This window comes from Agromyces archimandritae (assembly GCF_018024495.1).
Classification (GTDB): domain Bacteria; phylum Actinomycetota; class Actinomycetes; order Actinomycetales; family Microbacteriaceae; genus Agromyces; species Agromyces archimandritae.
The window spans coordinates 2,605,216-2,629,404 of sequence record NZ_CP071696.1 but is presented as its reverse complement, the minus strand read 5'-3'; the positions used below and the strand labels follow the sequence as shown (position 1 = coordinate 2,629,404).

General features: G+C 71.8%; 27 protein-coding genes and 1 tRNA gene. 12 read left to right on the top strand and 16 right to left on the bottom strand.

Features of this window, described 5'->3' with window-relative positions:
- Nucleotides 1–10: 10 nt before the first annotated feature.
- A complete protein-coding gene (ald, locus tag G127AT_RS12005; RefSeq protein WP_210897191.1) occupies nt 11–1,114 on the bottom strand; it encodes an alanine dehydrogenase in 1,104 nt (367 codons plus the stop codon).
- A gap of 131 nt (nt 1,115–1,245) precedes the next feature.
- Between ald and G127AT_RS12000 the strand changes: the two genes are divergently transcribed.
- The 3 genes from G127AT_RS12000 (at nt 1,246) to G127AT_RS11990 (ending at nt 2,898) form a co-directional block, all read left to right on the top strand.
- The gene (locus tag G127AT_RS12000) at nt 1,246–1,752 is read left to right on the top strand and encodes an Lrp/AsnC family transcriptional regulator (protein ID WP_210897189.1); all 507 of its coding nucleotides are present in this window, start codon (nt 1,246–1,248) and stop codon (nt 1,750–1,752) included.
- Between the two features lie 176 nt (nt 1,753–1,928).
- Complete coding sequence (locus G127AT_RS11995) at nt 1,929–2,201, top strand: hypothetical protein (protein ID WP_210897187.1); 273 nt, start codon at nt 1,929–1,931, stop codon at nt 2,199–2,201.
- Between the two features lie 40 nt (nt 2,202–2,241).
- The gene (locus G127AT_RS11990; RefSeq protein WP_210897185.1) at nt 2,242–2,898 is read left to right on the top strand and encodes a TMEM175 family protein; all 657 of its coding nucleotides are present in this window, start codon (nt 2,242–2,244) and stop codon (nt 2,896–2,898) included.
- A 27-nt stretch (nt 2,899–2,925) separates the two neighbouring features.
- Here the strand turns inward: G127AT_RS11990 and G127AT_RS11985 are convergent, their stop codons facing one another.
- The 6 genes from G127AT_RS11985 to G127AT_RS11960 form a co-directional block, all read right to left on the bottom strand.
- Entirely contained in the window at nt 2,926–3,786 is an 861-nt protein-coding gene (locus G127AT_RS11985; RefSeq protein ID WP_210897183.1) for a universal stress protein, read from the bottom strand.
- 131 nt (nt 3,787–3,917) lie between these two features.
- On the bottom strand, nt 3,918–4,679 hold the full coding sequence (locus tag G127AT_RS11980; RefSeq protein WP_210897181.1) for an ABC transporter permease: 762 nt from the start codon (nt 4,677–4,679) through the stop codon (nt 3,918–3,920).
- Entirely contained in the window at nt 4,676–5,503 is an 828-nt protein-coding gene (locus tag G127AT_RS11975; RefSeq protein ID WP_210897179.1) for an ABC transporter ATP-binding protein, read from the bottom strand. The genes G127AT_RS11980 and G127AT_RS11975 overlap by 4 nt, the downstream gene beginning before the upstream one ends.
- Nucleotides 5,504–5,543: 40 nt before the next feature.
- Nucleotides 5,544–6,407 (bottom strand): DUF4097 family beta strand repeat-containing protein, encoded by an 864-nt coding sequence (locus G127AT_RS11970; RefSeq protein WP_210897177.1) that lies wholly within the window; start codon nt 6,405–6,407, stop codon nt 5,544–5,546.
- Between the two features lie 85 nt (nt 6,408–6,492).
- Nucleotides 6,493–7,005 (bottom strand): histidine kinase, encoded by a 513-nt coding sequence (locus G127AT_RS11965; RefSeq protein ID WP_210897176.1) that lies wholly within the window; start codon nt 7,003–7,005, stop codon nt 6,493–6,495.
- 75 nt (nt 7,006–7,080) lie between these two features.
- Nucleotides 7,081–7,152: transfer RNA gene (locus tag G127AT_RS11960), tRNA-Arg, on the bottom strand.
- 147 nt (nt 7,153–7,299) lie between these two features.
- Here G127AT_RS11960 and G127AT_RS11955 point away from each other — a divergent pair.
- Nucleotides 7,300–8,334, top strand: coding sequence for a lactonase family protein (locus G127AT_RS11955; RefSeq protein WP_210897174.1), 1,035 nt, complete (start codon nt 7,300–7,302; stop codon nt 8,332–8,334).
- Between the two features lie 10 nt (nt 8,335–8,344).
- Here the strand turns inward: G127AT_RS11955 and G127AT_RS11950 are convergent, their stop codons facing one another.
- From G127AT_RS11950 to G127AT_RS11935, 4 genes are all read right to left on the bottom strand, one after another.
- A complete protein-coding gene (locus G127AT_RS11950) occupies nt 8,345–9,145 on the bottom strand; it encodes a CHAP domain-containing protein (RefSeq protein WP_210897171.1) in 801 nt (266 codons plus the stop codon).
- A 7-nt stretch (nt 9,146–9,152) separates the two neighbouring features.
- On the bottom strand, nt 9,153–9,644 hold the full coding sequence (locus G127AT_RS11945) for an HNH endonuclease (protein WP_210897169.1): 492 nt from the start codon (nt 9,642–9,644) through the stop codon (nt 9,153–9,155).
- Between the two features lie 133 nt (nt 9,645–9,777).
- Nucleotides 9,778–10,599 (bottom strand): C40 family peptidase, encoded by an 822-nt coding sequence (locus G127AT_RS11940; RefSeq protein ID WP_244857559.1) that lies wholly within the window; start codon nt 10,597–10,599, stop codon nt 9,778–9,780.
- Nucleotides 10,600–10,814: 215 nt separating this feature from the next.
- Nucleotides 10,815–11,528: an iron-dependent transcriptional repressor DtxR gene (locus G127AT_RS11935; RefSeq protein ID WP_210897167.1), complete on the bottom strand. Its 714-nt coding sequence runs from the start codon at nt 11,526–11,528 to the stop codon at nt 10,815–10,817.
- Nucleotides 11,529–11,619: 91 nt separating this feature from the next.
- Here G127AT_RS11935 and serC point away from each other — a divergent pair, with 91 nt between their 5' ends.
- Nucleotides 11,620–12,735, top strand: coding sequence for a phosphoserine transaminase (gene serC / locus G127AT_RS11930; protein ID WP_210897165.1), 1,116 nt, complete (start codon nt 11,620–11,622; stop codon nt 12,733–12,735).
- A gap of 34 nt (nt 12,736–12,769) precedes the next feature.
- The gene (locus tag G127AT_RS11925) at nt 12,770–13,075 is read left to right on the top strand and encodes a DUF2530 domain-containing protein (RefSeq protein WP_210897163.1); all 306 of its coding nucleotides are present in this window, start codon (nt 12,770–12,772) and stop codon (nt 13,073–13,075) included.
- On the opposite strand, the gene G127AT_RS11920 is transcribed toward G127AT_RS11925, so the two are convergent.
- Both G127AT_RS11920 and G127AT_RS11915 read right to left on the bottom strand, forming a co-directional pair.
- A complete protein-coding gene (locus G127AT_RS11920) occupies nt 13,076–13,762 on the bottom strand; it encodes a DUF3027 domain-containing protein (RefSeq protein WP_244857558.1) in 687 nt (228 codons plus the stop codon).
- Nucleotides 13,755–14,135, bottom strand: a complete 381-nt coding sequence (locus G127AT_RS11915; RefSeq protein ID WP_210897161.1) for a cold-shock protein — start codon at nt 14,133–14,135, stop codon at nt 13,755–13,757. The genes G127AT_RS11920 and G127AT_RS11915 overlap by 8 nt, the downstream gene beginning before the upstream one ends.
- 113 nt (nt 14,136–14,248) lie before the next feature.
- Between G127AT_RS11915 and G127AT_RS11910 the strand changes: the two genes are divergently transcribed.
- From G127AT_RS11910 to G127AT_RS11900, 3 genes are all read left to right on the top strand, one after another.
- Nucleotides 14,249–14,530 (top strand): hypothetical protein, encoded by a 282-nt coding sequence (locus G127AT_RS11910; protein ID WP_210897159.1) that lies wholly within the window; start codon nt 14,249–14,251, stop codon nt 14,528–14,530.
- 85 nt (nt 14,531–14,615) lie between these two features.
- Nucleotides 14,616–16,481 (top strand): helicase-associated domain-containing protein, encoded by a 1,866-nt coding sequence (locus tag G127AT_RS11905; protein WP_210897157.1) that lies wholly within the window; start codon nt 14,616–14,618, stop codon nt 16,479–16,481.
- Nucleotides 16,482–16,529: 48 nt separating this feature from the next.
- Complete coding sequence (locus G127AT_RS11900; protein WP_210897155.1) at nt 16,530–18,170, top strand: DNA repair helicase XPB; 1,641 nt, start codon at nt 16,530–16,532, stop codon at nt 18,168–18,170.
- 15 nt (nt 18,171–18,185) lie between these two features.
- Here the strand turns inward: G127AT_RS11900 and G127AT_RS11895 are convergent, their stop codons facing one another.
- Genes G127AT_RS11895 through G127AT_RS11885 form a run of 3 tightly spaced genes read right to left on the bottom strand, consistent with a single transcriptional unit; the run spans nt 18,186 to nt 21,024 of the window.
- Nucleotides 18,186–18,893 carry a pyrimidine reductase family protein gene (locus tag G127AT_RS11895; RefSeq protein WP_210897153.1) on the bottom strand — a complete coding sequence of 236 codons (708 nt, stop codon included), beginning with the start codon at nt 18,891–18,893 and terminating at the stop codon, nt 18,186–18,188.
- Nucleotides 18,890–19,789: a dihydropteroate synthase gene (folP, locus tag G127AT_RS11890; RefSeq protein WP_244857557.1), complete on the bottom strand. Its 900-nt coding sequence runs from the start codon at nt 19,787–19,789 to the stop codon at nt 18,890–18,892. Before folP ends, G127AT_RS11895 begins: the two co-directional genes overlap by 4 nt.
- Nucleotides 19,786–21,024 carry an NAD(P)/FAD-dependent oxidoreductase gene (locus G127AT_RS11885; protein WP_210897151.1) on the bottom strand — a complete coding sequence of 413 codons (1,239 nt, stop codon included), beginning with the start codon at nt 21,022–21,024 and terminating at the stop codon, nt 19,786–19,788. Before G127AT_RS11885 ends, folP begins: the two co-directional genes overlap by 4 nt.
- A gap of 68 nt (nt 21,025–21,092) precedes the next feature.
- On the opposite strand from G127AT_RS11885, the gene G127AT_RS11880 reads away from it, so the two are divergent.
- The 3 genes from G127AT_RS11880 to G127AT_RS11870 all read left to right on the top strand — a co-directional run bounded on the left by G127AT_RS11880 (nt 21,093) and on the right by G127AT_RS11870 (nt 24,079).
- On the top strand, nt 21,093–21,785 hold the full coding sequence (locus G127AT_RS11880) for a response regulator transcription factor (protein ID WP_210897149.1): 693 nt from the start codon (nt 21,093–21,095) through the stop codon (nt 21,783–21,785).
- 52 nt (nt 21,786–21,837) lie between these two features.
- Nucleotides 21,838–23,655 carry a sensor histidine kinase gene (locus G127AT_RS11875; RefSeq protein ID WP_210897147.1) on the top strand — a complete coding sequence of 606 codons (1,818 nt, stop codon included), beginning with the start codon at nt 21,838–21,840 and terminating at the stop codon, nt 23,653–23,655.
- A 133-nt stretch (nt 23,656–23,788) separates the two neighbouring features.
- On the top strand, nt 23,789–24,079 hold the full coding sequence (locus G127AT_RS11870; RefSeq protein ID WP_210897145.1) for a WXG100 family type VII secretion target: 291 nt from the start codon (nt 23,789–23,791) through the stop codon (nt 24,077–24,079).
- Nucleotides 24,080–24,189: the final 110 nt, after the last annotated feature.

Below are 24,189 nucleotides of genomic sequence, written 5' to 3'. Positions count from 1 at the left end.
GCCGGCCCGGTCACAGCACCGCCTCGACCTCCAGCCCGTGCGCCGCGGCGACGCCCGCGTTCGCGATCCGGCCGCCGGATGCGTTCAGGCCTTTGGCGAGCGCGGGGTCGGCGGCGAGCGCCTCGCGCCAGCCCGCGTCGGCGATCTTCAGCACGTAGGGCAGGGTCGCGTTCGTGAGCGCGGGCGTGGAGGTCACCGGCACCGCCCCCGGCATGTTCGCGACGCAGTAGTAGACGGCGTCGTGCACCCGGAACGTGGGCTCGGCGTGCGTCGTCGGCCGTGTGCCCTCGAAGCAGCCGCCCTGGTCGACGGCGATGTCGACGAGCACGGCGCCCGGCCGCATCGCGGCGACCATCTCGTCGGTGACGACTTTGGGTGCCGCGGCGCCGGGGACGAGCACGGCCCCGATCACGAGGTCGGCGTCGCGCAGCTGCCTGGCGATCTCGTAGGGTGAGGAGGCGAGGGTGCGGATGCGCCCGCCGTAGCGGGCGTCGAGCTCGCGCAGACGCGGCAGGGAGATATCGATCACGGTGACGTCGGCGCCCATGCCGAGCGCGCCCGCCGCCGCCTGCTCGCCGGCGACGCCGCCGCCGATGACGACGACCTTCGCCTTCGCGGTGCCCGGCACGCCCGCGAGCAGGATGCCGCGGCCGCCCCGCTCCGAAGCGTGCAGCTGCGCAGCCCCTTCGAGGGGCGCGAGCCGGCCGGCGACCTCGCTCATGGGGGTCAGCAGCGGCAGGGAACGGTCGGCGAGCTGCACGGTCTCGTAGGCGATCGCGGTGACGCCCGACTCGAGGATCGCGCGCGTGAGGGGCAGATCGGCGGCGAGGTGCAGGTAGGTGAAGAGGGTGAGGTCGGGGCGGAGGTAGCCGTACTCGGGCCGGATCGGCTCCTTGACCTTGAGCACGAGCCCGGCCGCCCAGACGTCGCCGGCGTCGCCGACGATCTCGGCGCCGGCGGCGGCGTACTCGGCATCGAGATAGCCGGATCCGGCACCGGCGTCGTGCTCGACGAGGACGCGGTGGCCCCGGGCGGTGAGCGAGTGCGCACCGGCCGGGGTGATGGCGACGCGGAACTCGGTGTTCTTGATCTCAGCGGGCACGCCGATCAGCATGGTGGTCTCCGAACGCAGGCTGGGGTGGATGGCTTCATCGTGACCGGTCGTTCGTCGTTTCGGAAGACTCACCGCATAGAATTCGGTATGGATGCCTCCTTCGCGGCATCCATTCGGAACGGAGGCCGATGATGCCCGCTCTGCCGAACGACGACGCGCCGGCCGCACCCGCACAGCTCGACGCGATCGACCGCGAGATCATCGCCCTGCTGCACGAGAACGCGAGGATCCCGAACGTCGAACTCGCCCGCGCCGTCGGCGTCTCGCCCTCGACCTGCCTCGCCCGGGTCCGCTCGCTGCGCGAGCGCGGCGTCATCACGAGGTACACCGCCGAGATCGACCCCGCCGCCCTCGGCTTCACCCTGCAGGCGCTCGTGAGCGTGCGCATCCGCCCCGGCGCCAGGCACCTCATGGAGCAGATCTCCGACGAACTGCGCCGCGAACCCGAGGTCGCCCAGTTGTTCTTCCTCGGCGGCACCGAGGACTTCCTGATCCACGTCCGGGTGCGCGACAGCGCGCATGTGCGCCAGTTCGTGCTGAAGAACCTCTCGGCCAATCCGGCCGTCGCACTCACCGAGACGCACCTCGTCTTCGAGCATCACACCGCCCTCTCGGCGGGGCTGCGCACCCCGCTCTGAGACGAAACCGCAGGCCCGGCGCGATTCGGCGCGCGGCCCTGTCGGATGTCGGCGGTCTCGCCTAAGGTCGATAGCGGCCGGTCTCAGTGTCGAGCCGTCCATGAGGAGATGCGAATGCCCGAGAACGAGATGACGCGCGCCCGCCGACAGGCGAATGCGATCCACGGAGGCCCCCGATGAGCACCACGCTCCCGAGCCGCGACGCGCTCCCCCACCGGATCCCCGAACCCGTCCTGCCCTCCGTCGGCACCTGGTGGCCGGCCCTCGACCGCGAACTGAAGCGCGAGATCCTCGCCGACCTCGACGCACCCGTGCGCAGCGGCACGATCCTCCACATCCGCGAGCTGTGCGGCCTGCCGCCCGTGCCCGTGCCCGGCCGCGGCGTGCACCTCGGCCCGAACGACAAGGCGTACATCGCCGCCTGGCAGCGCGCGGCCGACTTCTCCTGAGGAGCCCGGCCGCGCAGCGCCCGCGTCGTACACTCGCCCTATGGGGGCGGCGATGTATCGCTACGCGCGCGATTCGCTCGAGTACGGCCGGGCGGTCGCCTTCTTCGACGCCGCATACGCGTTCGCCCTGACCCTGCTCGTCGTCAACGTCGAACCTCCTCCGGCCTCCGCCTGGGGTTCGCTTCCCGCACTGCTCGATGCCGGCCTCGGCGGTCATCTGCTGGGATTCGCCATGAGCTTCCTCGTCGTGGCCGTGTTCTGGCGCCTGAACCATTGGCTGCTTTCGGCCATGGCGGGGCTGACGACCCTGCTCATCGTCGTGAGCTTCGTCGCCCTCGCCTGTGTCGTCCTCATCCCCTTCACGACGCAGGGGCTCAGCGACCCTGCCACGTCCGGGACGCCACTGGCCGTCGCCCTCTATGCGATCGACGTCTCCGCGGCAGGCATCGCCAATTCCGCGCTCTACTGGTGCGCGCGGGCACAGGGCATGTTGCGGGTCCGGCTGTCTCCGCGGATCGAAATCCTCCGGCTCTTCGATGCCGTGTGCGCCGTCGGCGTCTTCCTCGCCTCGATCGGCGTCGCCTACATCTGGGGTGCGGATGCGGCGCGGTGGTCGTGGCTGACCCTCATCCCGCTCGCGGTGCTCTCGAGCGCCCTGCGCCGCCGCGAGGCGCGCCGCACCGCCCCGGGCGCATGAGCGCCGCCGAGGGCTGAGACCGGACCCCTACTGCACGAGCACGGTCGGCGCGACCATGTTGGTGAGCACCCCGTGGCTGACCGAGCCGAGGAACAGCCTGGCGATCGCCCCGCGCCCGTGCGTGCCGACGACCAGCAGCGCCCGCTGCCCGGCCGCCTCGGTGAGCGCGACGACCGGGTCGTCCTGCACGACGACCTTGCGCACATCCAGGCCCGGGTGGCGTTCGGCGAACCCCTCGAGGGCCGCGTCGAGCTCGGCCCGCGCCCCCTCGTCCAGGTCCTTCGCGTAGTCGGCCGTGTACGCGTACTCGAAGCCGTAGTTGTAGTCGGCCAGCAGCGGGATGGTCCAGGCATGGATCACGATGAGCGGGCCGCCGCGCCGCTCGGCCTCGCCGGCCGCGAACTCGAGCGCCCGCTGGGCGATCTCGGATCCGTCGACGCCGACGACGACGCCGGGTCGTTCGCCGACCTCGATGTCGGGCACGATCGCGACCGGCACGTCATGGCTGGTCGCCGCGAACCGCAGGCTCTTCGTGCCGCGTGTGGTGGGCCGTTCGCCGCCCGTCCAGTCGCTGCCGACGACGAGCAGCGACGCATCCTCCGCATGCTCGCCGATGATGCGGAACGGATCGCCTTGCTCGATCTCGGTCTCGATCGTCGCCTCGGGCGCGATGGACCGGGCGATCGCGACGGCCTCGTCGATGAAGGTGCGCGCCGCCGACTGGGCCGCGAGCAGGAAATCGGCATTGCCGGTCGCGCGGATCGCCTCGTCGACGACGTGCACGAACTCGAGGCTCTCGCCGGTCTCGGCCGCGCGGATCGCGGCCCACCTCGCGGTGCGCCGATCCGCGGGCGACCCGTTGACGCCGATGACGATTCGTGCGGACATCGTTCCCCCTCCGTGCCGCGCGCTGCGGCATCCACCCCCCAAGCTACGCCCTGGAGGCGGGCAGGTCGATGCCCCCGCTCGCGCGTCACCGCGCCGAAGCTGCGAAGTCCGGCGCTGCGGGGCGGCCGCTCCTATTCGCGGCGGCGGCGGTGGGTGGCCGTGGCGACGGCCGCGGCGACGAGCAGGATGCCGACGCACCACGCGAGGGCGATCCACAGCTCGGACCCGACCGGCTGCCCGGTCATGAGCGCCCGGACCGAGTCCACGATCGAGGTGACCGGCTGGTTCTCGGCGAACCAGCGCACCGGGGCCGGCATCGATTCGGTCGGCACGAACGCCGAGCTGATGAAGGGCAGGAAGATGAGCGGATACGACAGCGCGCTCGCCCCGTCGACGGTCTTGGCCGTGAGGCCGGCGATCACCGACACCCAGGTCAGCGCGAGGGTGAAGACGAGGAGGATCCCGCCGACCGCGAGCCATTCGAGCACCCCGGCGCCCGAGCGGAACCCGAGGAGCAGGGCCACGAGCACGACGAGCACGACCGAGACCGCGTTCGCCACGACGGAGGTCAGCACGTGCGCCCACAGCACCGACGATCCGGCGATCGGCATCGACCGGAAGCGGGCGAAGATGCCGCTCTGCCGGTCGAGGAACAACCGGTACGAGGTGTATCCGACGCCCGTGGCGATGGTGATGAGCAGGATGCCCGGCAGCAGGTACGCGATATAGGGCACGTCGCCCGCGTCGATCGCGCCTCCGAAAACGAAGACGAACAGCAGCATGATCGCGATGGGCGTGACCGCGGTCGTGATGACGGTGTCCATGCTGCGGGTGACGTGGCGCAGGGAGCGCCCGGTGAGCACGGCGGTGTCGCCGATGAGGTGCGTGGTCATGAGCGTGGTTTCCTTTCGGAGTCGTCGGCCTCGGCGCCGCGTTCGCCGGATTCGGGGCCGCGGGCGCCGACGAGGCTCAGGAACACGTCCTCGAGGCTCGGCTGCTTCTCGACGTACTGGACTTCGGCCGGCGGCAGGAGGCGCTTGAGCTCGGCGAGGGTGCCGTCGACGCGGATGCGCCCCTCGTGCAGGATCGCGATGCGATCCGCGAGCTGTTCGGCCTCGTCGAGGTACTGGGTGGTCAGGAGCACGGTGGTGCCGCCCGCGGCGAGCTGCCTGACGGCGTCCCAGACTTCGAGGCGGGCCTCGGGGTCGAGGCCCGTCGTCGGTTCGTCGAGGAAGATCACCGGCGGGTCGCCGATGAGGCTCATCGCGATGTCGAGCCGGCGTCGCATCCCGCCCGAGTACGTGCCGGCGCGACGGTCGGCGGCATCGGCGAGGGAGAATCGCGCGAGCAGCTCGGCCGCGACGGCCGCCGGCTCGCGCACATGACGGAGCCGGGCGACGAGCACGAGGTTCTCGCGGCCGGTGAGCACCTCGTCGACGGCCGCGAACTGCCCGGTGAGGCTGACGGACTCGCGGACCCGAGCGGGCTCGTCGGCGACGTCGAAGCCGTGCACGAGCGCGGTTCCGGCATCCGCATGGATGAGGGTGGCGAGGATCTTCACGAGGGTCGTCTTGCCGGCCCCGTTCGAGCCGAGCAGGGCGAGGATGCTGCCCGGTTCGACGTTCAGGTCCACACCGCGCAGCACGTCGAGCGTGCCGAAGGCCTTGGTGATGCCCGTCGCGGCGATCGCGGCGGTGTGCGAGGCGGTCGTGGTCATGGTCTGCTCCGTTCTTCGGATGGTTCGCCGCGTCGGCCGCTCAGTCATCGGCCCGGTGGATGCGCACATCGCCCCAGGTGGATCGGGCGCGGATCTCGAGCGGTTCCGCCTCGTCGGCGGCGGGCTGATCGGCCGCTTCGAGGCTGCTTCGCACCTGGCCGTGTTCGGAGGCGATGTCCAGCCACGTCGGGGTGCCGGCCGCGACGCCGACGCCGATCGAGCCGTAGGAGGTCTCGAGTCGGAGCTGCCCGCCGTCGGCGCGTTCCACGGTGATGCTTCCCGAAGCCGTCTTGGCGGTGACCCGGCCTCGTGCGCGGAGGATCTCGACGGCGGCGTGGGCGCCGTTGACGGTGAGGTCGCCGTCGCTGCGCCCGATGGAGGTCTGCCCGTTGGCGTTCTTCACGGTCGCTTCGCCGGCGAGTTCCCGGGCGCGGATGGTGCCTGCGGCCGAGGAGAGGGCGATGCGCCCGGTGGCCCGGCCGATGGCGATCTCGCCGGCCGCGGCGTGGAGGGTGAGGCCGTCGGCGCGGTCGATGCGCAGATTGCCGCCGCTCGAGCGGACGTCGACGGTGCCGAGCTCGCCCTCGGTTTCGAAGAAGCCCCAGCGCGTCGCACCCTGCACGCGGGATCCGGCGGGCACCTCGATCTCGATGTCGACGTGCTGGGATCCGCCGCCGAAGATGGCCGCGGAACGCCAGGTGCCGGCGCTGGAGACCCGGAGGACGCCGTCGGCGAAGGAGACCTCGGCGCGCTCGGCGGCCTGCACGTCGCCCTTCTTGGCCGGGTCGGCGGGGCGGAGCCCGACGCTTGCGCGGTCGCCGTCCGGTACGGCGACGATGCGGACGTCGCCGGAGGCGATGTCGAGCACCACGCGTACGGGGCCGTCGTGTGGGAATGCGGGCATGATGACGCTCCTCTGGGGTCGCTCGCGCCCCGGCGGGGTCCGCCGGTTCGTGCGAGATGTTCGGTGCGGTGTCGCCGGGTGCGCCTCAGCGCACCCAGCCGGTGAGATGCTGCCCGCGGCTCTCGCGGGGCGCTGCGCGCCGGTTCGAGGCGGGCTCGAGGGCGGCGGTGACCGCGCGCACGAGCCAGGTGTTGACCGAGAGGCCCTCGGCCGCCGCGGCGGATTCGACGCGGGTCTTGACGTGGTCGGGCAGGCGCAGGGTCGTGCGGGTGGTGGTCGCCGCGTCGTCGGCCTCGATGGATGCCGTGGGTGCCGCGGCGAGGGCGGCGGCCTCGGCCGAGGCGAAGTCGGGGCCGGCCGGCATGGTGACGACGAACTCGGGCTCGCGCCCGCGCAGTCGCACGTCGACCGAGCCCGGTGCGAGTTCGGCGGTGATCTCGCCGGCGGCCGCGGCGAGGGCCTCGAAGAGCACGAGCCGGACGGCAGCGTCGAGCGGTTCGCTCAACCGTCGGGCGAGGTCGCGGGCATCGTCGCCGCCCATGGCGGCCGCCGAGGCGAGTCGCTGCTGGAGGTCGTCGACGTATCCCGTGAGGTCCATGACACCATGGTGACACCATTCTGGTGTCACGTCAAGCATTCCGGTGTCATATCGACACCACCCGACACCATTCGGTGCCCCTGGAGGGACTCGAACCCCCAACCAGCTCCTTAGGACGGAGATGCTCTTCCATTGAGCTACAGAGGCTGACCGGTCGAGTCTAGCCGCTCGTCACCCCCGCACGGGGTCCCGTCCGGCCAGGCTCCGGTAACGTGGCGGTGGGGCGGGCGAGCCCCGGACCGACGCCGGCGAAGGCCGGCACGAGGCGGCCGAGCCGCAGGAAGTCGAGCGGACATGACCGAGGGCACGGATTTCTGGATCGGCGCATCGACGGCCGGCGTGCTCGGCGGCGTCGCGGCCGGCATCCGCCCGCTCGCCGTCGAAGCCGACGGCACCTGGTCGATCGGCGAGGCCACCGACGTCGGCCCCAACCCCATGTACCTCGAATGGTCCGAAGGCGTCGGCGTCCTCACCATCGTGCACGAACAGGCCGAGGGCCTCGTCAGCGCGTGGTCGCTCGGCGGCGGCGTGCTCCGCCCGATCGACGGCCCCGGCCGCACCGCGGCCGGGCCCTGCCATCTCCTCGCCGGCCCCGACGGGCAATGGCTCTTCGTCGCCAACTATGCCGGCGGCGCGCTTACCGCCCACTTCCTCGGCATGCAGGGCGCCGGCGACGCCGCCGTCACCGTCGCCTACACCGGTTCCGGGCCCGTCGCAGACCGCCAGGGCGCCCCGCATCCGCACCAGTGCGTCGTCGACGCCGCCCGCGGCACCCTGCTCGTGCCCGACCTCGGAACCGATCGCATCCACGTCCACTCCCTCGACGCGATCCCCGACTCCCTCGCCGACTACCGCGACATCGTCATCCACCCCGGCGCGGGCCCCCGCCACCTCGTCATCGACGGCAACCTCGCGATCGTCGCCAACGAACTCGACCGCACCGCGAGCATCGTCGACCTCGTCCGGGGCGAAGAACTGTGGTGGGGCTCCATCGGCGACGCCGAACCCCGCGGGCTCGGCTGCTCCGGCATCCGCCAGACCCGCACCGGCGTCGTCCTCATCGGCGACCGCGACCACGACGCGATCCGCGCGTTCCGACTCGTCCGCGATGCCGCAGGGCCCCGCCTCGAAGCCCTCGCCACCCTCGCCACCGGCGGGCGCCACCCGCGCGACCTGCAGTTGACCGAAGACGAGCGGTACCTGCTCGTGGCCGACCAGGGCTCCGACTCCATCGCGATCCTCGCCCTCGACGAAGCCGGCGTGCCCGTCCGCGTGCACGACACCGTTTCGACGCCGGCCCCTGCCTGCGTCATGCGGATGCCCTGGTGAACCCCGGCGCTCAGCCCGGCGGATAGAGGTAGAGCGCCTCGCCGGCCGGGATCGTGCGCACATGATACGAGTGGTCCGAGTTCTGGTTGTACTCCTCGATGACCACCGTGCCGTCGCCCGGCACCGATTGCACGTAGGCGACATGGTTGTACGGGAACCACGCGATCGAACCGACCACCGGCTCGGACGAGGTCGGCCATCCGTTGCCCGCCCACGCATCCGCCCACGAATACGCGCTGCCCGCCCCGCTCGACGACCAGCTGAAACGCCACGGCTCTCCCGTCGCGCCCGCATCGCGGTTCAGGCGCCAGGCCGCGAAGTCCACGCACTCGCGGAAGTAGTAGCCGAGCGGCGAAAGCCCGCCGCCGTAGTCGTCGGGCGTCTGATCCCACCACGGGTAATCGTCGCCCTCGGCCTGCACCGTCACGAGCGCATAGGCGCCGACCCCGCCGCGGGCCGCGAGCTCGGCACGCTCGGCGGCCTCCGCATCCAGACGCGCCTGCTCGATCTCGGCGGAGGTCACCACCGCATACCCGTCCGCCGAGATCGCCCGGTCGGTCACCCGGGCCGACACGTCCACGTCCTGCGCCTCGGCCGCGGCGAAACGCGACGCGGCCGGCCACCCGTCGCCGGCCGCGAACCCGTAGGCCGGCAGGGCGACCGTGGCGACGAGGGCCGGCACCGCGAACACCGCACCGAACACGCGGATCGGCGCCCGTTTGCCGTCGAGGGAACGCTCGCGGGCGCGCCGTTCGATGGCGGCGAGGCGGGCATCCACCCGCGCAGCACGGTCGGCTCGAGCTCCGGTCACCATCGGTTCATGCGGCGAGGTACGCCCCCCACTCGGGCAGAGGCCGCTCGAAGCCCCCGATGATCCAGCCTCGGCCGCCCGGACGCGTCGGCGCGCTCCGCAGCTCCCAGCCGAGCTCGGCGAGGGTCGCATCGCTCTTGCGGTTGTTGCAGCGCAGGCAGCAGGCCACCAGGTTCTCCCAGCTGCCGGCTCCCCCGCGCGAGCGCGGCACGACGTGGTCGATCGTCGTCGCATGCGCACCGCAGTACGCGCAGCGGTGCTCGTCACGGCGCAGCACGCCGCGACGCGTCACCGGAACCGGGCGGGTGTGCGGAGCCCGAACGTAGCGGTGCAGGAGGATGACGGATGGCCGCGGCCACTGCCCGCTCGCCGCGCACACCGGGTGCTCCTCGTCCTGGGCGAGCACGGCCGCCTTGCCGTGCATGACGAGCATCACCGCTCGCCGGAACGAAACCACCGCGAGCGGTTCATAGCTCGCATTGAGCACCAAGGTGCGCATGTGCCGCCTTTCGATCGAGACTGGATGGCTTCCAGCCGCGTGAAGGTCAGGTGTTGCGTGTCGGGTTCAGGCTAGAGCACGAATGGCGTGCCGGACGGATCCGGCACGCCATTCGACAGGCTCTGGGCTTGGCTCAGACGCCGATGCGCACGATCTGGTAGTCGCTCGTCCACAGCGGCTGGACTCTGACCGACGCCCCCTCGTACGGGGCGTGCAGGATCATGCCGTTGCCGGCGTAGAAGCCGTCGTGGCCGTCCATGATGACGAGGTCGCCGGGTACCGCATCGGCCTCGGAGATGACGCTGCCCATTGCGGCCTGGCCGGTCACCGAGTGCGGCATCGAGATGCCGAACTGCGAGAACACGTACATCACGAATCCCGAGCAGTCGAAACCGGCCGGGGTCGCGCCCCCGTACACGTAGGGAACGCCCTGGTACTGCGCGGCGACGTCGTAGACGCTCTGCAGGTCGTAGGCGGGGTACGGCGGGTTCGCGAGGTACTCCTCGACCGACGGGCCCTCGTACGAGGCGGCGTACGCGGCCATCTCGGCCTCGGCCGCCTGCCGGGCCGCCTCGGCCTCCGCCGCTGCGGCGGCGGCCTCGATCTCGGCGCCGCTCACGGCCGCATAGCCGTCGGAGGAGACGGTGGCCTCGATGACGTCGCCGTCGACGGCGACGGACTGCGCGCCCGTGCGGGTGGCCTTGCTCGCATCGGTCTCGCCGAACTGCGGGCCGCCGGAACCGGGAGCGAACGCGTACGCGGGCAGGGCGAGGGTCGCGACGAGTCCGGCGGACGCCGTCATCACGAGGACGTTGGCGACGCCACCGCGACGGAGCGGGCGGATCGAGGCCAGTTTCGCCGGGGCCGCGGCCGTGCGATCGGTGATGCGCCGCTCGGCCGGGGCGACAGCCCGGGTCTGGGTCTTGCGAGTGCGGTGGCGTCGGGTTGAAGCCAAAACAGTACCTCCGGCGCCCCGCAGCACTCGTCGCTGCTCCGTCTCCACGCACGTGGCGCATATGCGGGTCCCGGATCGAGAGACGGACAAGGAGGCGGCTCGATCCCGGGTTCCTCGGCTCGGGTGGTACTCCGAGGAACGGGATCGAGACTACGACAGCCGCCCGCGCTTGTCACACCCGATTTCACGTGAACGCGAGGAGTCTGTGAGGATTCTCAGGATTCGGCGGCGGCCGCGGGGGTCTCGATGAAGATGTGCGCGGCGACCTCTGCGGGCAATTCGAGGCTCGTCTCGGCACCCTCGACCTCGACCCGGACGAACGCGCCGGCCGCGGAGAACCGGGCCGTCGCACCGGGCATGACGCCCGCCGCCTTCAGGTCGACGAGCAGCTCGGGGTCGAACTGGACCGGCTCGGCGAGGCGCCGCACGACGGCGGTCACGGGCCCGTCGGCGGCCTCGACGGCGTCGAGGATGCCGATGACGCCCTCGAGGAACGGCGCAGCCGGTTCGAGGCCGAACTCCTCGAGGGCCGGGATCGGGTTGCCGTACGGCGACTCGGTCGGCCGGCCGAGGATCTCGATCAGGCGGCGCTCGACCTGCTCGCTCATGACGTGCTCCCAGCGGCAGGCTTCGTCGTGCACGTACGCCCAGTCGAGGCCGATGACGTCGGAGAGGAGCCGCTCGGCGAGCCGGTGCTTGCGCATGACGTGCACGGCCTTCATCCGCCCGGCCGGGGTGAGTTCGAGGTGCCGGTCGCCCGACACCACCACGAGGCCGTCGCGTTCCATGCGCGCCACCGTCTGCGAAACGGTGGGGCCCGAGTGCCCGAGGCGCTCGGAGATGCGCGCGCGCAGCGGCACGATGTTCTCCTCCTCGAGGTCGAGGATCGTCCGGAGATACATCTCCGTCGTGTCGATGAGATCGGTCAACCGCGTTCCCTCCGCTCGCCTGCTGCGCCGCACCAAGCTTACCGGCACCCGGCGACACGCCGGGGATCGCGGGCCGATCTAGAATCGATCCATGCCGAGCCTCGAGATCCCCTCCGCCCTTCTGCCCGCCGACGGACGCTTCGGCTGCGGCCCGTCGAAGGTGCGTGCCGAGCAGCTCGCCTTCCTCGCCGGCCCAGGCGCGGAGATCATGGGCACCTCCCACCGGCAGGCCCCCGTGAAGGACCTCGTCGGCCGTGTGCGCACCGGGCTCTCCGAGCTCTTCGCGCTGCCCGAGGGGTACGAGGTCATCCTCGGCAACGGCGGCTCGACCGCGTTCTGGGATGCCGCCGCCTTCGGCCTCATCGAGCGCCGCGCCCAGCTCGCGGCCTTCGGCGAGTTCGGGTCGAAGTTCGCCAAGGCCGCCGCAGCTCCCTGGCTCGAGGCGCCCGATGTCCGCCGCGCCGAGCCCGGCACGAGCGCTTCGCCCGAACCGCTCGCCGGGGTCGATCTCTACGGCTGGCCGCACAACGAGACCTCCACCGGCGTGCAGACCCGCATCGAGCGGGTCGCCGGCGACGAGGGGGCCCTGACGGTCGTCGACGCCACGAGCGCCGCCGGCGGCATCATGGTCGACCCCGCCCGGTTCGACGTCTACTACTTCGCGCCGCAGAAGAACTTCGCCTCCGACGGCGGCCTGTGGTTCGCCCTCGTCTCGCCCGCCGCCGCCGAGCGAATCGAGCGCGTCGCGGCGAGCGGCCGATACATCCCCGAGTTCCTGAGCCTCGCGAACGCGCTGGCCAACTCGCGCCTGAACCAGACGCTGAACACTCCGGCCCTGGCCACCCTGCTCCTGCTCGAGAACCAGCTCGAGTGGATGAACGGCAACGGCGGCCTCGCGTGGACGGATGCCCGGACCCGCGAGTCCAGCGGCGTGCTCTACGACTGGGCGGCCCGCACGGAAGGCGCGACGCCCTTCGTCGCCGACCCGGCCGACCGCTCGCAGGTCGTCGTGACGATCGACTTCGACGAGGCCGTCGACGCGGCCCGGATCGCGAAGATCCTGCGCGAGAACGGCATCGTCGACACCGAGCCGTACCGCAAGCTCGGCCGCAACCAGCTGCGCATCGCGACCTTCGCCGCGATCGAGCCCGACGATGTGCGCGCGCTCACGGCATCCATCGACTGGGTGCTCGAGCGCCTCGACTGACCACCACGCGAACAGGCCGAAGGGGGACGACGGCATGAGGTTCTGGCTGAGCGAACAGGAGCGACGGCCCGATCCCGAACCGGTGCGTGCGGATGCCCGGAAGGCGGTCGTCGCCGGCACCGTGCTCTGGCTCCTGGCGATGCTCGCCTGCTGGATCTGGCGCGAGCCGCTCGCCGAGGCCGGACTCGGGTGGTGGTTCACGACCTCCGCACTCGGCGTGGCGCTCGGCGTCGGCGGCTTCGCCGTCGTCCAGTGGCGGCGCCGCGAGGAGATCGCCAGGACGGCGGAGGCCGCAGCCGCAGCCGAGGCCCGCGACGAGCCGGACCCCGACGCCGGCTAGTCAGCCCGCTTCCGGCGCCTCGGCGTCCTCGGGCGCGGGGCCGCGCTCCGCATCGTCGGCATCGCTCGCGTCCTCGTCGGGCTCGCCTGCGTCGTCGTCGGCATCGTCGTCCGCATCCGCATCCGCATCGGCGTCGTCGGCGTCGTCCGCGTCGTCGGCGAGGGCGTCGATGTCGATGCCGTCGAAGCCCTCGTCGGCGTCCTCGTCGTCGTCGTCGAACTCGTCCTCGCTGTGATCCGCGTCGACGTCCTCGGCGTCCTCGTCGTCGGTGTCCTCTTCGGCGTCGTCGTCCGAGGCCGCGGCCTGCGCCTCCTGGGCGGCGCGGTAGTCGGCCATGCGCTCCGACCACGGCACCCAGTCGGGTGCGAGCAGGGCGCCGGCGGCCGGCATGAGCTCGGTCTCCAGCACGGTCGGCTCGGCGTCGCCGTCGGCGCGCGCGAGCGTCACCGTCCAGACCCAGCCGGGGTAGCCCTCCATGAGGGAGTGGAAGCGCAGCGTGAGCGCGTGCTCGCCCTCGACGGAGAAGCCGGCCTGATCGCCGATCGTGGCGGCCGGGGTGATCTCGAGCAGCGCCTCGCGCGCGAGACCGGCGGCGGCCAGCAGCACCGGATCGGCGGCCGGCGTCGGCTCCTCGGGCACCGGATCGGCGGCCGGGGTCGGTTCCTCGGGCATCCGCTCGTCAGGCATCGAGCTCGTCCGCGACGCGTCGCAGCAGCGCGGCGACCTTGCGCGCCTGCTGCCCCTCGGGGTACCGGCCCCGCTTCAGGTTCGTGCCCATGCCGTCCAGGAGCTTCACGAGGTCCTCGACGATGACGGCCATGTCGTCGGCGGGCTTGCGCGAGCGCTTGGCCATGCTCGGCGGCTGCTCGAGCACGCGCACCGAGAGGGCCTGCGGGCCGCGCTTGCCGTCGGCGATGCCGAACTCGATGCGGGAGCCCGCGCGCACGCTCACGCCGTCGGGCAGGGCCGAGGCGTGCAGGAAGACCTCCTGACCGTCGTCCGAGCTGATGAACCCGAACCCCTTCTCGTCGTCGTAGAACTTGACCTTGCCAGTGGGCATCGCAAACCTCGCTCGCATCGTTTCCGACGGCGCGGATGCAGCGCGCCGCCTCCCCCAGTCTAGGGCGGCGGGCCCCGGCGCACAGGGCCGGATCCGGCCGGTATCCTTGCAGGGTGGACGATGCGACCCCGATGACCGACAACCGTGCCGAGCGCGTGCTCGCGTACATGGTCGCGGCGACCATCGGGCTCTCGATCGCAGCCTTCCTCGCCGTGCTGATCGGCACCATGGCCGGCGCCGGCGCAGACGACGGCTTCAGCCAGGGCGTGTGGCCGTACGTCCTCATGCTGCCGATCTTCGGACTGCCGATCGGTTTCGTGCTCATCGTCGTGCTGCTCATCGTCAATATGACGCGTCGCCGTCGCGAGGGCGGGCCGGCGCGCGAGCGACGCTGAGCGAGATCCGCTCACTATCTTCGCGGCGGCGGGGTTAGTCTGGTCCAATGGCCCCCGACAACCCCCCGGCATCGATCTCCGGCTGATGCTGGGACTCGCCGCGCACCTCGACGCGCTTCCCCGGGAAGCGCTGCTCGACGGCCTGCGCCGGCGCAGCTTCACCGCGACGGGTGCAGTCGACGTCTTCGACCTCGCCGACGCCCTGCTCGCCACGGACGCCGTCGACGCCGCCCTCGAACGTCTCGGTCGGCCGACGCTGGCCGTCCTGGCCGCTGCGGCGCGTCGGGCGGATGCCGCAGGCGCCGCCACCGTCGACGGCATCGCCGCAGAGCTGGAAGCCCTCGGGGCCGGCTCCGCGGTGCGCGACGGGCTCGCGGCCGCCCTCGGCCTGCTCGAAGAGCTCTTCCTCGTCATCGGCACCGGCGGCGACGCGCTGCTCGTGCCGCCCCTGCTCGCGCGCCGGGTCCTCGACCGGCTGGGCGACTCGCTGCCGACGGCCGAAGCCCTCGCCGCATCCCCCTCGCCCATTCCGGTCGCCGGCCCCGACGGCGTCGACCGCCGCCTCGCCGAACGGCGCGCAGCCGAGATCGCCCACGCCACCGTCACCGGCCTCGCCGAGGTCATCGTCCAGCTCTCCACCCAGCCGGCGCGCGAGCTCGCCAAGGGCGGCCTCGCCCTCCCCGACGCCCGGCGGCTCGCCGAAGCCGCCACGATGGAGCTCGAGCAGCTGCCCGAGCTCGTCGGCATCGCCAAACGGGCCGGGTTCATCGTCCGCGAAGGCTCCGAATGGCTGGAGACGGATGCCGGCGCCGACTGGCTCCGCCTCGGCAACGCCGCCCGGTGGCGCGAGCTCGCCGAGATCTGGCTCCGCGGCATCCGCCCGCAACTGCTCGAACTCACGAACCGCCGCGGCGACGCCGTTACCGCCGAAGCCCTGCGCGAAGACGTCGCGTGGTTCTATCCTGCCGGGGGCACGCGCCTCCGCGAGGCCGCCGAAGCCGTACTCCGCGAGGCCGAGGCGCTCGGCATCACCATCGCCGGCGACCCCTCCGACGCCGGCCGCGCCGTGCTGGCCGGCCGCCTCGCCGAGGCCGAATCGGCGATGGCAGCGCTGTTCCCCGAGCAGGTCGACCGGGTCTACGTGCAGCACGACCTCACGATCGTCGCCCCCGGCCCGCTCGAGCCGGCGGTGGATGCGCAGCTGCGCGGCTTCGCCGACATCGAGGGGCGCGACCTGGCATCCAGCTACCGCGTCACGCCCGCCTCGGTGAACCGGGCTCTCGCAGCCGGGCAGACGGCCGATGCGATCCGCGCCTTCCTCGACCGGGTCTCGCTGACCGGCATCCCGCAGCCGCTCGAATACCTGCTCGCCGAGTCCTCGGAACGCTTCGGCTCGATCCGCGTCACCGAGGCGACCGCCGACGACGCGCCCGCGCGGAGCGTCGTGCGGGCCGACGACGCCGCGGTGCTCCGCACCCTCGAGGTCGACCAGGGGCTCGCGCCGATCGCCCTCATGCCGCTCGGCGACGATCGGCTCGGCTCCCGCTTCCCGATCGACATCGTCTTCTGGGCGCTCTCCGACGCCCGCTACCCGGCGGCGGCCGAGGACGCCGAGGGCCGCATCGTCCGCCTGCGCCGCAACCGGCTCGGCCGCATCGCGCAGCCGAAAGCGACCGTCGACCCGCTCGAACAACTCGTCGACCGCGTGCGGGAGGCCTCGGGCGAGGCCACCGAGGCCGGCTGGCTGGCCCGCCAGCTCGAATCCGCCGCCCGGTCGAAGGAGACCCTGACGGTCAGCGTGCGGATGCCCGGCGGCGAGGTCTCCGACTATCTGCTCGCCCCGTCGAGCGTCGCGAACGGCCGGCTTCGGGCGCGGGATCGCCGCACCGACATCGAGCGCACCCTGCCGCTTTCGGCGATCGCGGCCATCGCGCCGGCCATCGCGGAATAGCGTGCGCTTCCGGCCGCCGTGCGGCCTGCGGATGTAGACTGGGCGGTCATGTCCGACGGCCCCCTCATCGTCCAGAGCGATCGCACCGTGCTGCTCGAGGTCGCGCATCCCCTCGCGGAAGACGCGCGGCACGACCTCGCGGTCTTCGCCGAACTCGAACGCGCACCCGAGCACATCCACACCTACCGCATCACGCGGCTCGGGCTGTGGAACGCGCGCGCGGCCGGGCACAGCGCCGACGACATGATCGGCACGCTCGAGCGGTACTCGAAGTTCCCGGTGCCGGCGACGGTGTCGGTCGACATGCGCGAAACCGTCGGCCGATACGGGCGGCTCGTGATCGACCGCACCGACGACGGCGCCCTCCGGCTCCGGAGCGACGACGTCGCCGTGTTCACCGAGGTCACCAACGCCAAACGCATCGCCCCGCTGCTCGGCGAACCGATCGACGCCGGCAGCCGACTCGTGGCGGCGTGGGCGCGCGGGCAGCTCAAGCAGGAGCTCGTCAAGCTCGGTTGGCCGGCCGAGGATCTCGCCGGCTACACGCCGGGCACCCCGCATCCGATCGAGCTCGAGGAGGACGGCTGGCAGCTGCGCGACTACCAGCAGCATGCCGTCGACAACTTCTTCACGGGCGGATCCGGCGTCGTCGTGCTGCCCTGCGGCGCCGGCAAGACCCTCGTGGGCGCCGGTGCGATGGCCACGGCGAAGACGACGACGCTCATCCTCGTGACGAACACGGTCAGCGCCAGGCAGTGGCGCGACGAACTGCTGCGGCGCACGTCGCTGACGCCGGAGGAGATCGGCGAGTATTCCGGGCAGCTGAAGGAGATCAAACCCGTCACGATCGCGACGTACCAGATCCTCACCGCCAAGCGGAAGGGCGAGTACGCGCACCTCTCCCTCCTCGACGCCCTCGACTGGGGCCTCATCGTCTACGACGAGGTGCACCTGCTGCCCGCTCCCGTCTTCAAGCTCACCGCAGAGCTCCAGGCACGGCGCCGCCTCGGGCTCACCGCGACGCTCGTGCGCGAGGACGGCCGCGAGGGCGATGTGTTCAGCCTCATCGGACCCAAGCGTTTCGACGCGCCCTGGAAGGAGATCGAGGCACAGGGCTATATCTCCCCCGCCGCCTGCTACGAGGTGCGGATCGACCTGCCGCAGGGCGAGCGCCTGCAGTACGCCGCGGCCCCCGACGACGAGCGCTACCGCCTGGCATCCACCGCACCGGCGAAGCTCGGCGTCGTCAAGCGCCTCGTCGAACGCCACGCGGGCGAGCGGATCCTCGTCATCGGCCAGTACCTCGACCAGATCGAAGAACTCGCCGGAGCCCTCGGCGCCCCGCAGCTGACCGGCTCGACCCCCATCGAGGAGCGCGAACGCCTGTATCAGGAATTCCGCGACGGCACGACACCGGTGCTCGTCGTCTCGAAGGTCGCGAACTTCTCGGTCGATCTGCCCGAGGCCACCGTCGCGATCCAGGTTTCGGGTTCCTTCGGCTCGCGGCAGGAGGAGGCCCAGCGCCTCGGCCGCCTGCTGCGCCCCAAGGAGTCGGGCCTCTCGGCGAACTTCTACACCCTCGTCTCGCGCGACACCGTGGACCAGGACTTCGCGCAGAACCGACAGCGCTTCCTCGCCGAGCAGGGCTACAGCTACACGATCATGGATGCCGACGCCCTCGCGGCGTGAACCGCGTCGCCTCGTTCAGCCCCGCGCGTAGCGGGTGAAGAGCAGATCGCCCGCCGGCAGCGCGTGCACGAGCGCGAGCCGGGTGTCGAGCTCGGGGGCGCCGCGCAGGATGCGGCCGGCGGCGCCGCCCACGAGGCGCGGCGAGAGCGTCAGGCACAGTTCGTCGACCGCATCGGCTGCGGCGAGGGTGCCGAAGAGGTGCGGCCCTCCCTCGCAGAGCATCTGGGCATGGCCGAGCCCGGTGAGGATGCCGACCAGCCGCGTCGCCTCCACGGCATCCGCACCGCCGTCGAAGACGTCGGCGACCTCGGCGAGCGCCGCACGGCGTTCCGGGTCGGCCCGCTCGGTCGTGACGACGATGGCGCGCACGGGCGCCTCGGCGAACAGCGCGGCGGCCGGGTCGAGGTCGAGGGATGCCGAGACCACTGCGACCGGCGGGTGCGGCGCCAGCCCGGCATCCGTTCGCCATTCGGCATCCTCGTCGCTCAGCCTGAGCGCCCCGTAGCCTTCGGCGCGGATCGTGCCCGCCCCCACGATGACGACGTCGGCGAGGGATCGGAGCACCCCCATCAGCCGCTGGTCGTCGGGGCCGCCGATCCCGCCGCTCCGGCCGCCGACGGTCGCGGCGCCGTCGAGGCTCGCGATGAAGTTCGCCCGCAGCCGGGGCGCTGCCCGGTCGGCGACGGCGTAGGCCTCGCGCATGGCGGCGATGTCGAGGCTCACGGGTTGGCCTCGCCCATGTTGTGGCGGAGGTATGCGGGTTCCCGCCACCCTTCGATCGCCTCGATCATGCGCATGGCGTCGACGGTTTCGCGCACGTTGTGCACTCGGACGATGCGGGCGCCGCGCATGACGCAATACACGGCGGCGGCCAGCGAGCCGGGCAGCCGGTCCTCGCGTTCGCGGCCGAGGCTCTCGCCGATGAAGTCCTTGTTCGAGAGGGCGACGAGCGTCGGGTGGCCGAGGGAGGCGATCTCGCCCAGCCGGCGGGTGAGTTCGAGGCTGTGCCGGGTGTTCTTGTTGAGGTCGTGGCCGGGGTCGACGATGATGCGTTCGGGGGCGACGCCGTGGGCGAGGGCGAGGGCGACGCGTTCGGCGAGGAAGGCGCGGACCTCGGCGACGACGTCGCCGTAGGCCGGGCGGGGGTAGACGGTGCGCGGGGCGGCGAGGCTGTGGGTGACGACGATGCCCGCGTCGTGGCCGGCGACGACGTCGGCCATCTCGGGGTCGTGGATGCCGGTGGTGTCGTTGATGATGCTCGCGCCGGCTTCGAGAGCGGCCCGGGCGACGGCGGGATGGAAGGTGTCGACCGAGATCGCCGCACCTGCGCCGGCGAGGCGTTCGACGACGGGCACGACGCGGTCGATCTCCTCGCCGACGGGGATGGGCGGGCCGGGGGCGAATTTCGCGCCGCCGACGTCGATGATGTCGGCGCCTTCGGCGATGGCGCGTTCGGCCTGGGCGACGGCGGCGTCGAGGGCGAAGGTGGCGCCGCGGTCGTAGAAGGAGTCGGGGGTGCGGTTCACGATCGCCATGACGGCGATGCGCCGTTCGAAGTCGAAGTCGCGACCCCCGATGCGGCGGATGCCGGGGCGGGCCCGGGCCTCCGGGGCGCTCACTCGCCCTCGAGCAGCGATTCGAGGGGGACGTCGGGGTCGGTGAGCCGGTCGCGGTTCACGCGCCGGCCGGAGCGGATGAGCTGCTGCACGGTGTCGTTGACCTCCCACACGTTGACGTTCATGCCGGCCACCACCCGCCCTTCGTCGAGCCAGAAGCCGATGAACTCGCGGGATGCGAGGTCGCCGCGGATGACGAGGCGGGCGTGCGCCGCCCGTTCACCGTACCCCGAGTACTCCATGCCGAGGTCGTACTGGTCGGTGTAGAAGTAGGGGATCTCGTCGTAGGCGATGCGTTCGCCGGCCATGGAGCGGCCGGCGGCGTAGCCGGCGTTCAGGGCGTTCGCCCAGTGCTCGACACGGATGCGCCGGCCGAGGGTCGGGTTCAGAGTGCTCGCGGCATCGCCGACCGCGAAGACCTCGGGCGCGCTCGTGCGGAAGGCGGCGTCGGTCGCGATCCCGTCCTCGATGGTGAGCCCGGCGGATGCTGCGAGCGCCGTATTGGGGGCTGCGCCGATGCCGACGACGACGATGTCGGCCTCGTGGATCGCGCCGTCGGCGGTGAGGACGGCGTCGACGGCGCCGTCGGCTTCGCGGAGCCGGTCGACCTCGACGCCCATGCGGAGCTCGACGCCGTGTTCGCGGTGCAGTTCGGCGAACATCTCGCCGATGGTTGCCCCGACGGCGGCTTCGAGCGGGATCGAGCCGCGCCCGAAGACGGCGACCTCGTGGCCGTGGTGGCGGGCGGCTGCGGCGACCTCGAGGCCGATCCATCCGGCGCCGATGATCGCGACCCGCTTCGGCTCGCCCTCGAACGCGGTGCGGAGGGCGACGGCGTCTTCGATGCGGCGCAGGTGGTGGACGCCGCGGAGGCGGCCGCCGGGGCCGGGGAAGCGCCGGGGGCTCGCGCCGGTGGCGATGAGCAGGCGGTCGTAGCGGATGCGGCGGCCTTCGACCTCGACGCTGTGCGCGTCGGCGTCGAGCGCGGTGGCGAGGCTCGCGAGGTGGAGTTCGATGCCGTGATCGGCGTACCAGGCTTCGTCGTGGGGGAAGACGACGTCGAGTTCGTCGTCGCCGAGCAGGTAGCCCTTGGAGAGCGGCGGTCTCTCGTAGGGCAGTTTGCCCTCCGCTGCGACGAGGGCGATCGAGCCCTCGTATCCGGCGTCTCGAAGCCCTTCCGCGGCGCGGGCTCCCGCGAGTCCGCCGCCGACGATGACCGTCTTCCCCAGCTCAGACATGGTGCGAGTCTGGCACAGATCCGAGCTGTTCTCAGGAAAGACACAGGGCATACGCAGAGACTGTGATCATGAGCGACGGACCACGCATTCTCATCGTCGATGACGAACCGAACATCCGCGACCTGCTGACCACGAGCCTCCGGTTCGCAGGTTTCGCCGTCCGCGCCGTCGCCAACGGCGCGCAGACCATCTCCGCGGTCCTCGAAGAGGAGCCGGACCTCATCATCCTCGACGTCATGCTGCCGGACATGAACGGCTTCGGCGTCACGAAGCGGCTGAGGTCGGCCGGCTACACGGCCCCGATCCTCTTCCTCACCGCGAAGGACGATACCGAGGACAAGATCACCGGCCTCACGGTCGGCGGCGACGACTACGTCACGAAGCCCTTCTCGCTCGACGAGATCGTCGCGCGTATCAAGGCGATCCTGCGCCGCACGATGCATGCCGACGAAGACGCGGTCATCCGCGCCGGCGAGCTCACCATGGATCAGGACACGCATGAGGTGCTCGTCGGCGACACGCCCGTCGAGCTCTCCCCCACCGAGTTCAAGTTGCTGCGCTACCTCATGCTGAACCCCAACCGGGTGCTCTCGAAGGCGCAGATCCTCGACCACGTCTGGGAGTACGACTTCAACGGCGACGCGGGCATCGTCGAGAGCTACATCTCGTATCTGCGCCGCAAGCTCGACCAGCACTCCTCCGAGCCGCTCATCCAGACCAAGCGCGGCTTCGGCTACATGCTGAAGACGGCCAAGGCCTAGCCCGCGCCGGCACAGGCCGGATCCAGACTGCCGGAGCTAGACTCGCCGAGCCATGCATCAGACCCTGTCCGAGCGGTGGAACCGCATCTCGCTGCGCTCGAAGATCACGGGCGTGACGGTGCTGATGCTCACCCTGGGGCTGCTCGTCTCGGGCATCGGGACTGCGGCGATGCTGAGCTCCTGGGTCGAGCAGCAGCTCAAGCAGAAGCTCGTCACGATCGCCGACTCGAGCCTGGAGGAGTACTTCACCGACCTCGACGGATTCGACGGCCGCGAGATCCGGCAGAATGCCGCCGACGACGTCCTCGTCGTGCTGTACAACCCCGAGACGGGGGCGCCGGTCACGCATAACTGGGCGAATCGGCCGCGCGCCGAATGGCCGCAGTACCCGTTGAAACTCACCGTCGCCGAGGTCTACGGGGCGAACGCGAACGGGTATCGCGTCTTCTCGATGCCCGACGCCGACGGCGAGGCGAGTTTCCGGGCCGTCGCTTCGCTCGTCACGAGCGACAACAAGGGCAGCGTGTCGCCGGTCATCATCGCGATCTCGGCGCGCGACACCCAGCAGCTGCTCGCGGCGTACCTCACGATCTTCCTCGGCTTCGGGATCGGCGTCATCATCGTCGGCGCCCTGCTGACCCGGATGCTCGTCACGTCGACGTTCACGCCGTTGCGCGACGTCGAACGCACGGCCGCGGCGATCGCCGAGGGCGACTTCAGTCAGCGCCTCGGCGGGGCGACCCCGAACACCGAGGTCGGGCGGCTGAACCGCTCCCTGAACACGATGCTGAACCGCATCGACCGCGCCTTCCGCGACCGCGCGCGCAGCATCGAGCAGATGCGGCGCTTCGTCGGCGATGCCTCGCACGAGCTGCGCACCCCGCTCGTCTCGGTGCGCGGCTATGCCGAGCTGTACCGCATGGGCGCGCTGCAGAGCTCCGAAGACGTCGCGCAGGCGATGGACCGCATCGAGAAGGAGGCCATCCGTATGGGCCTGCTCGTCGAGGACCTGCTGACGCTCGCGCGCCTCGACGAGACCAAACCGCTCGAGCTCACGCCGGTGGATCTGGTGCCGCTCGCCCGCGACGCCGCCCTGGACGCGATGGCCGGCAATCCGGGCCGCACGGTGACGGTCATCAGCCCCGACCTCAGCGAGGACGTGCCCGGTGCCGCGCCGGCCGAGGTCGAGGTCGCCGAGACGGCCGGCGCCGACGAGACCGAGGAGTCCGTCGCACAGCCGGAGAAGAACGGCCGCTCGATCACCGGCCCGCTCTCGTTCGCGGGAGCCAGGCTGAGCCGCCTGCGTCGCCGCTCGAAGGACTCGGGCCCGACCCCCGTGGTGGATGCCGCAGGCCGCGGGCGCGGGCGGAACGGTGCCCGCACGGGCGCCGAGCCCGCCGCCCCGGCGCCGGCCGCGCCGGCCGACGCGCCCGTGACCGGCCCGGTCCGCGTCGTCGGCGGGCCGCACGATGCGGTCGTGCTCGCCGAAGAGAACAAGATCCGTCAGGTCATCACGAACCTCATGGGCAACGCCATGCGTTTCACCGCGACCGAGTCCCCCATCGAGATCCGCGTCTCGGTCGACGAGGCCGCCGAGCGCGCGGTGCTCGAGGTCATCGACCACGGCGAGGGGATCCCTCCGCAGATCCGGGAGAAGATCTTCCAGCGCTTCTGGCGGGCCGACACCTCCCGCACCCGCGAGACGGGCGGCACGGGCCTCGGCCTCGCGATCGTCTCCTCGATCATCGCCGCCCACAATGGCGTCGTGGATGTCGTCGAGACCCCCGGCGGCGGGGCGACGTTCCGCATCGCGCTCCCGCTCATGGGTTCGGCCGCCGCGCCGCAGCCGGTCGCCGCGCCCGAGTCCTGACCTCTCCTCCACACGCGGGTCGCCCGCCGGCGTTCTCCACGGCTTCGGGGAACGGGCCGGATCTCCGCCCGGCCGCCGCGTAGCGTGACGGCATCCGTCGCACCGGGCGACGGCGAACGCCGAGGAGGCAGCCATGACGAGATTCCAGGTCGACAGCATCGAGGTGCAGCAGGCCTCCCAGACCACGCGCGCCACGATCGACCGGATCCAGGCCGACGTCGGCTCGCTCATGGGGCAGCTGAACGCCCTGCAGGGCAGCTGGACGGGTCAGGCGGCCACCGCCTTCCAGGCCGCCGTCTCGGACTGGCGGGGGCTGCATCAGCAGGTCGAGCAGCAGCTCGCCCGGCTGCACGGTGCGCTGGGCATGGCGGCCACCCAGTACCTCGAGGCCGAGCAGGCGAATGCGCGCCTGTTCATGCGGTGACGCGATCGGGTCGACGACCGGCGGACGCCTGATGCGGACGGCCGGGCCGTCGGCCCGCGGAACGGCGAAGGGCGCCTCCCGGAACGGGAGACGCCCTTCGCGTCGTGCGG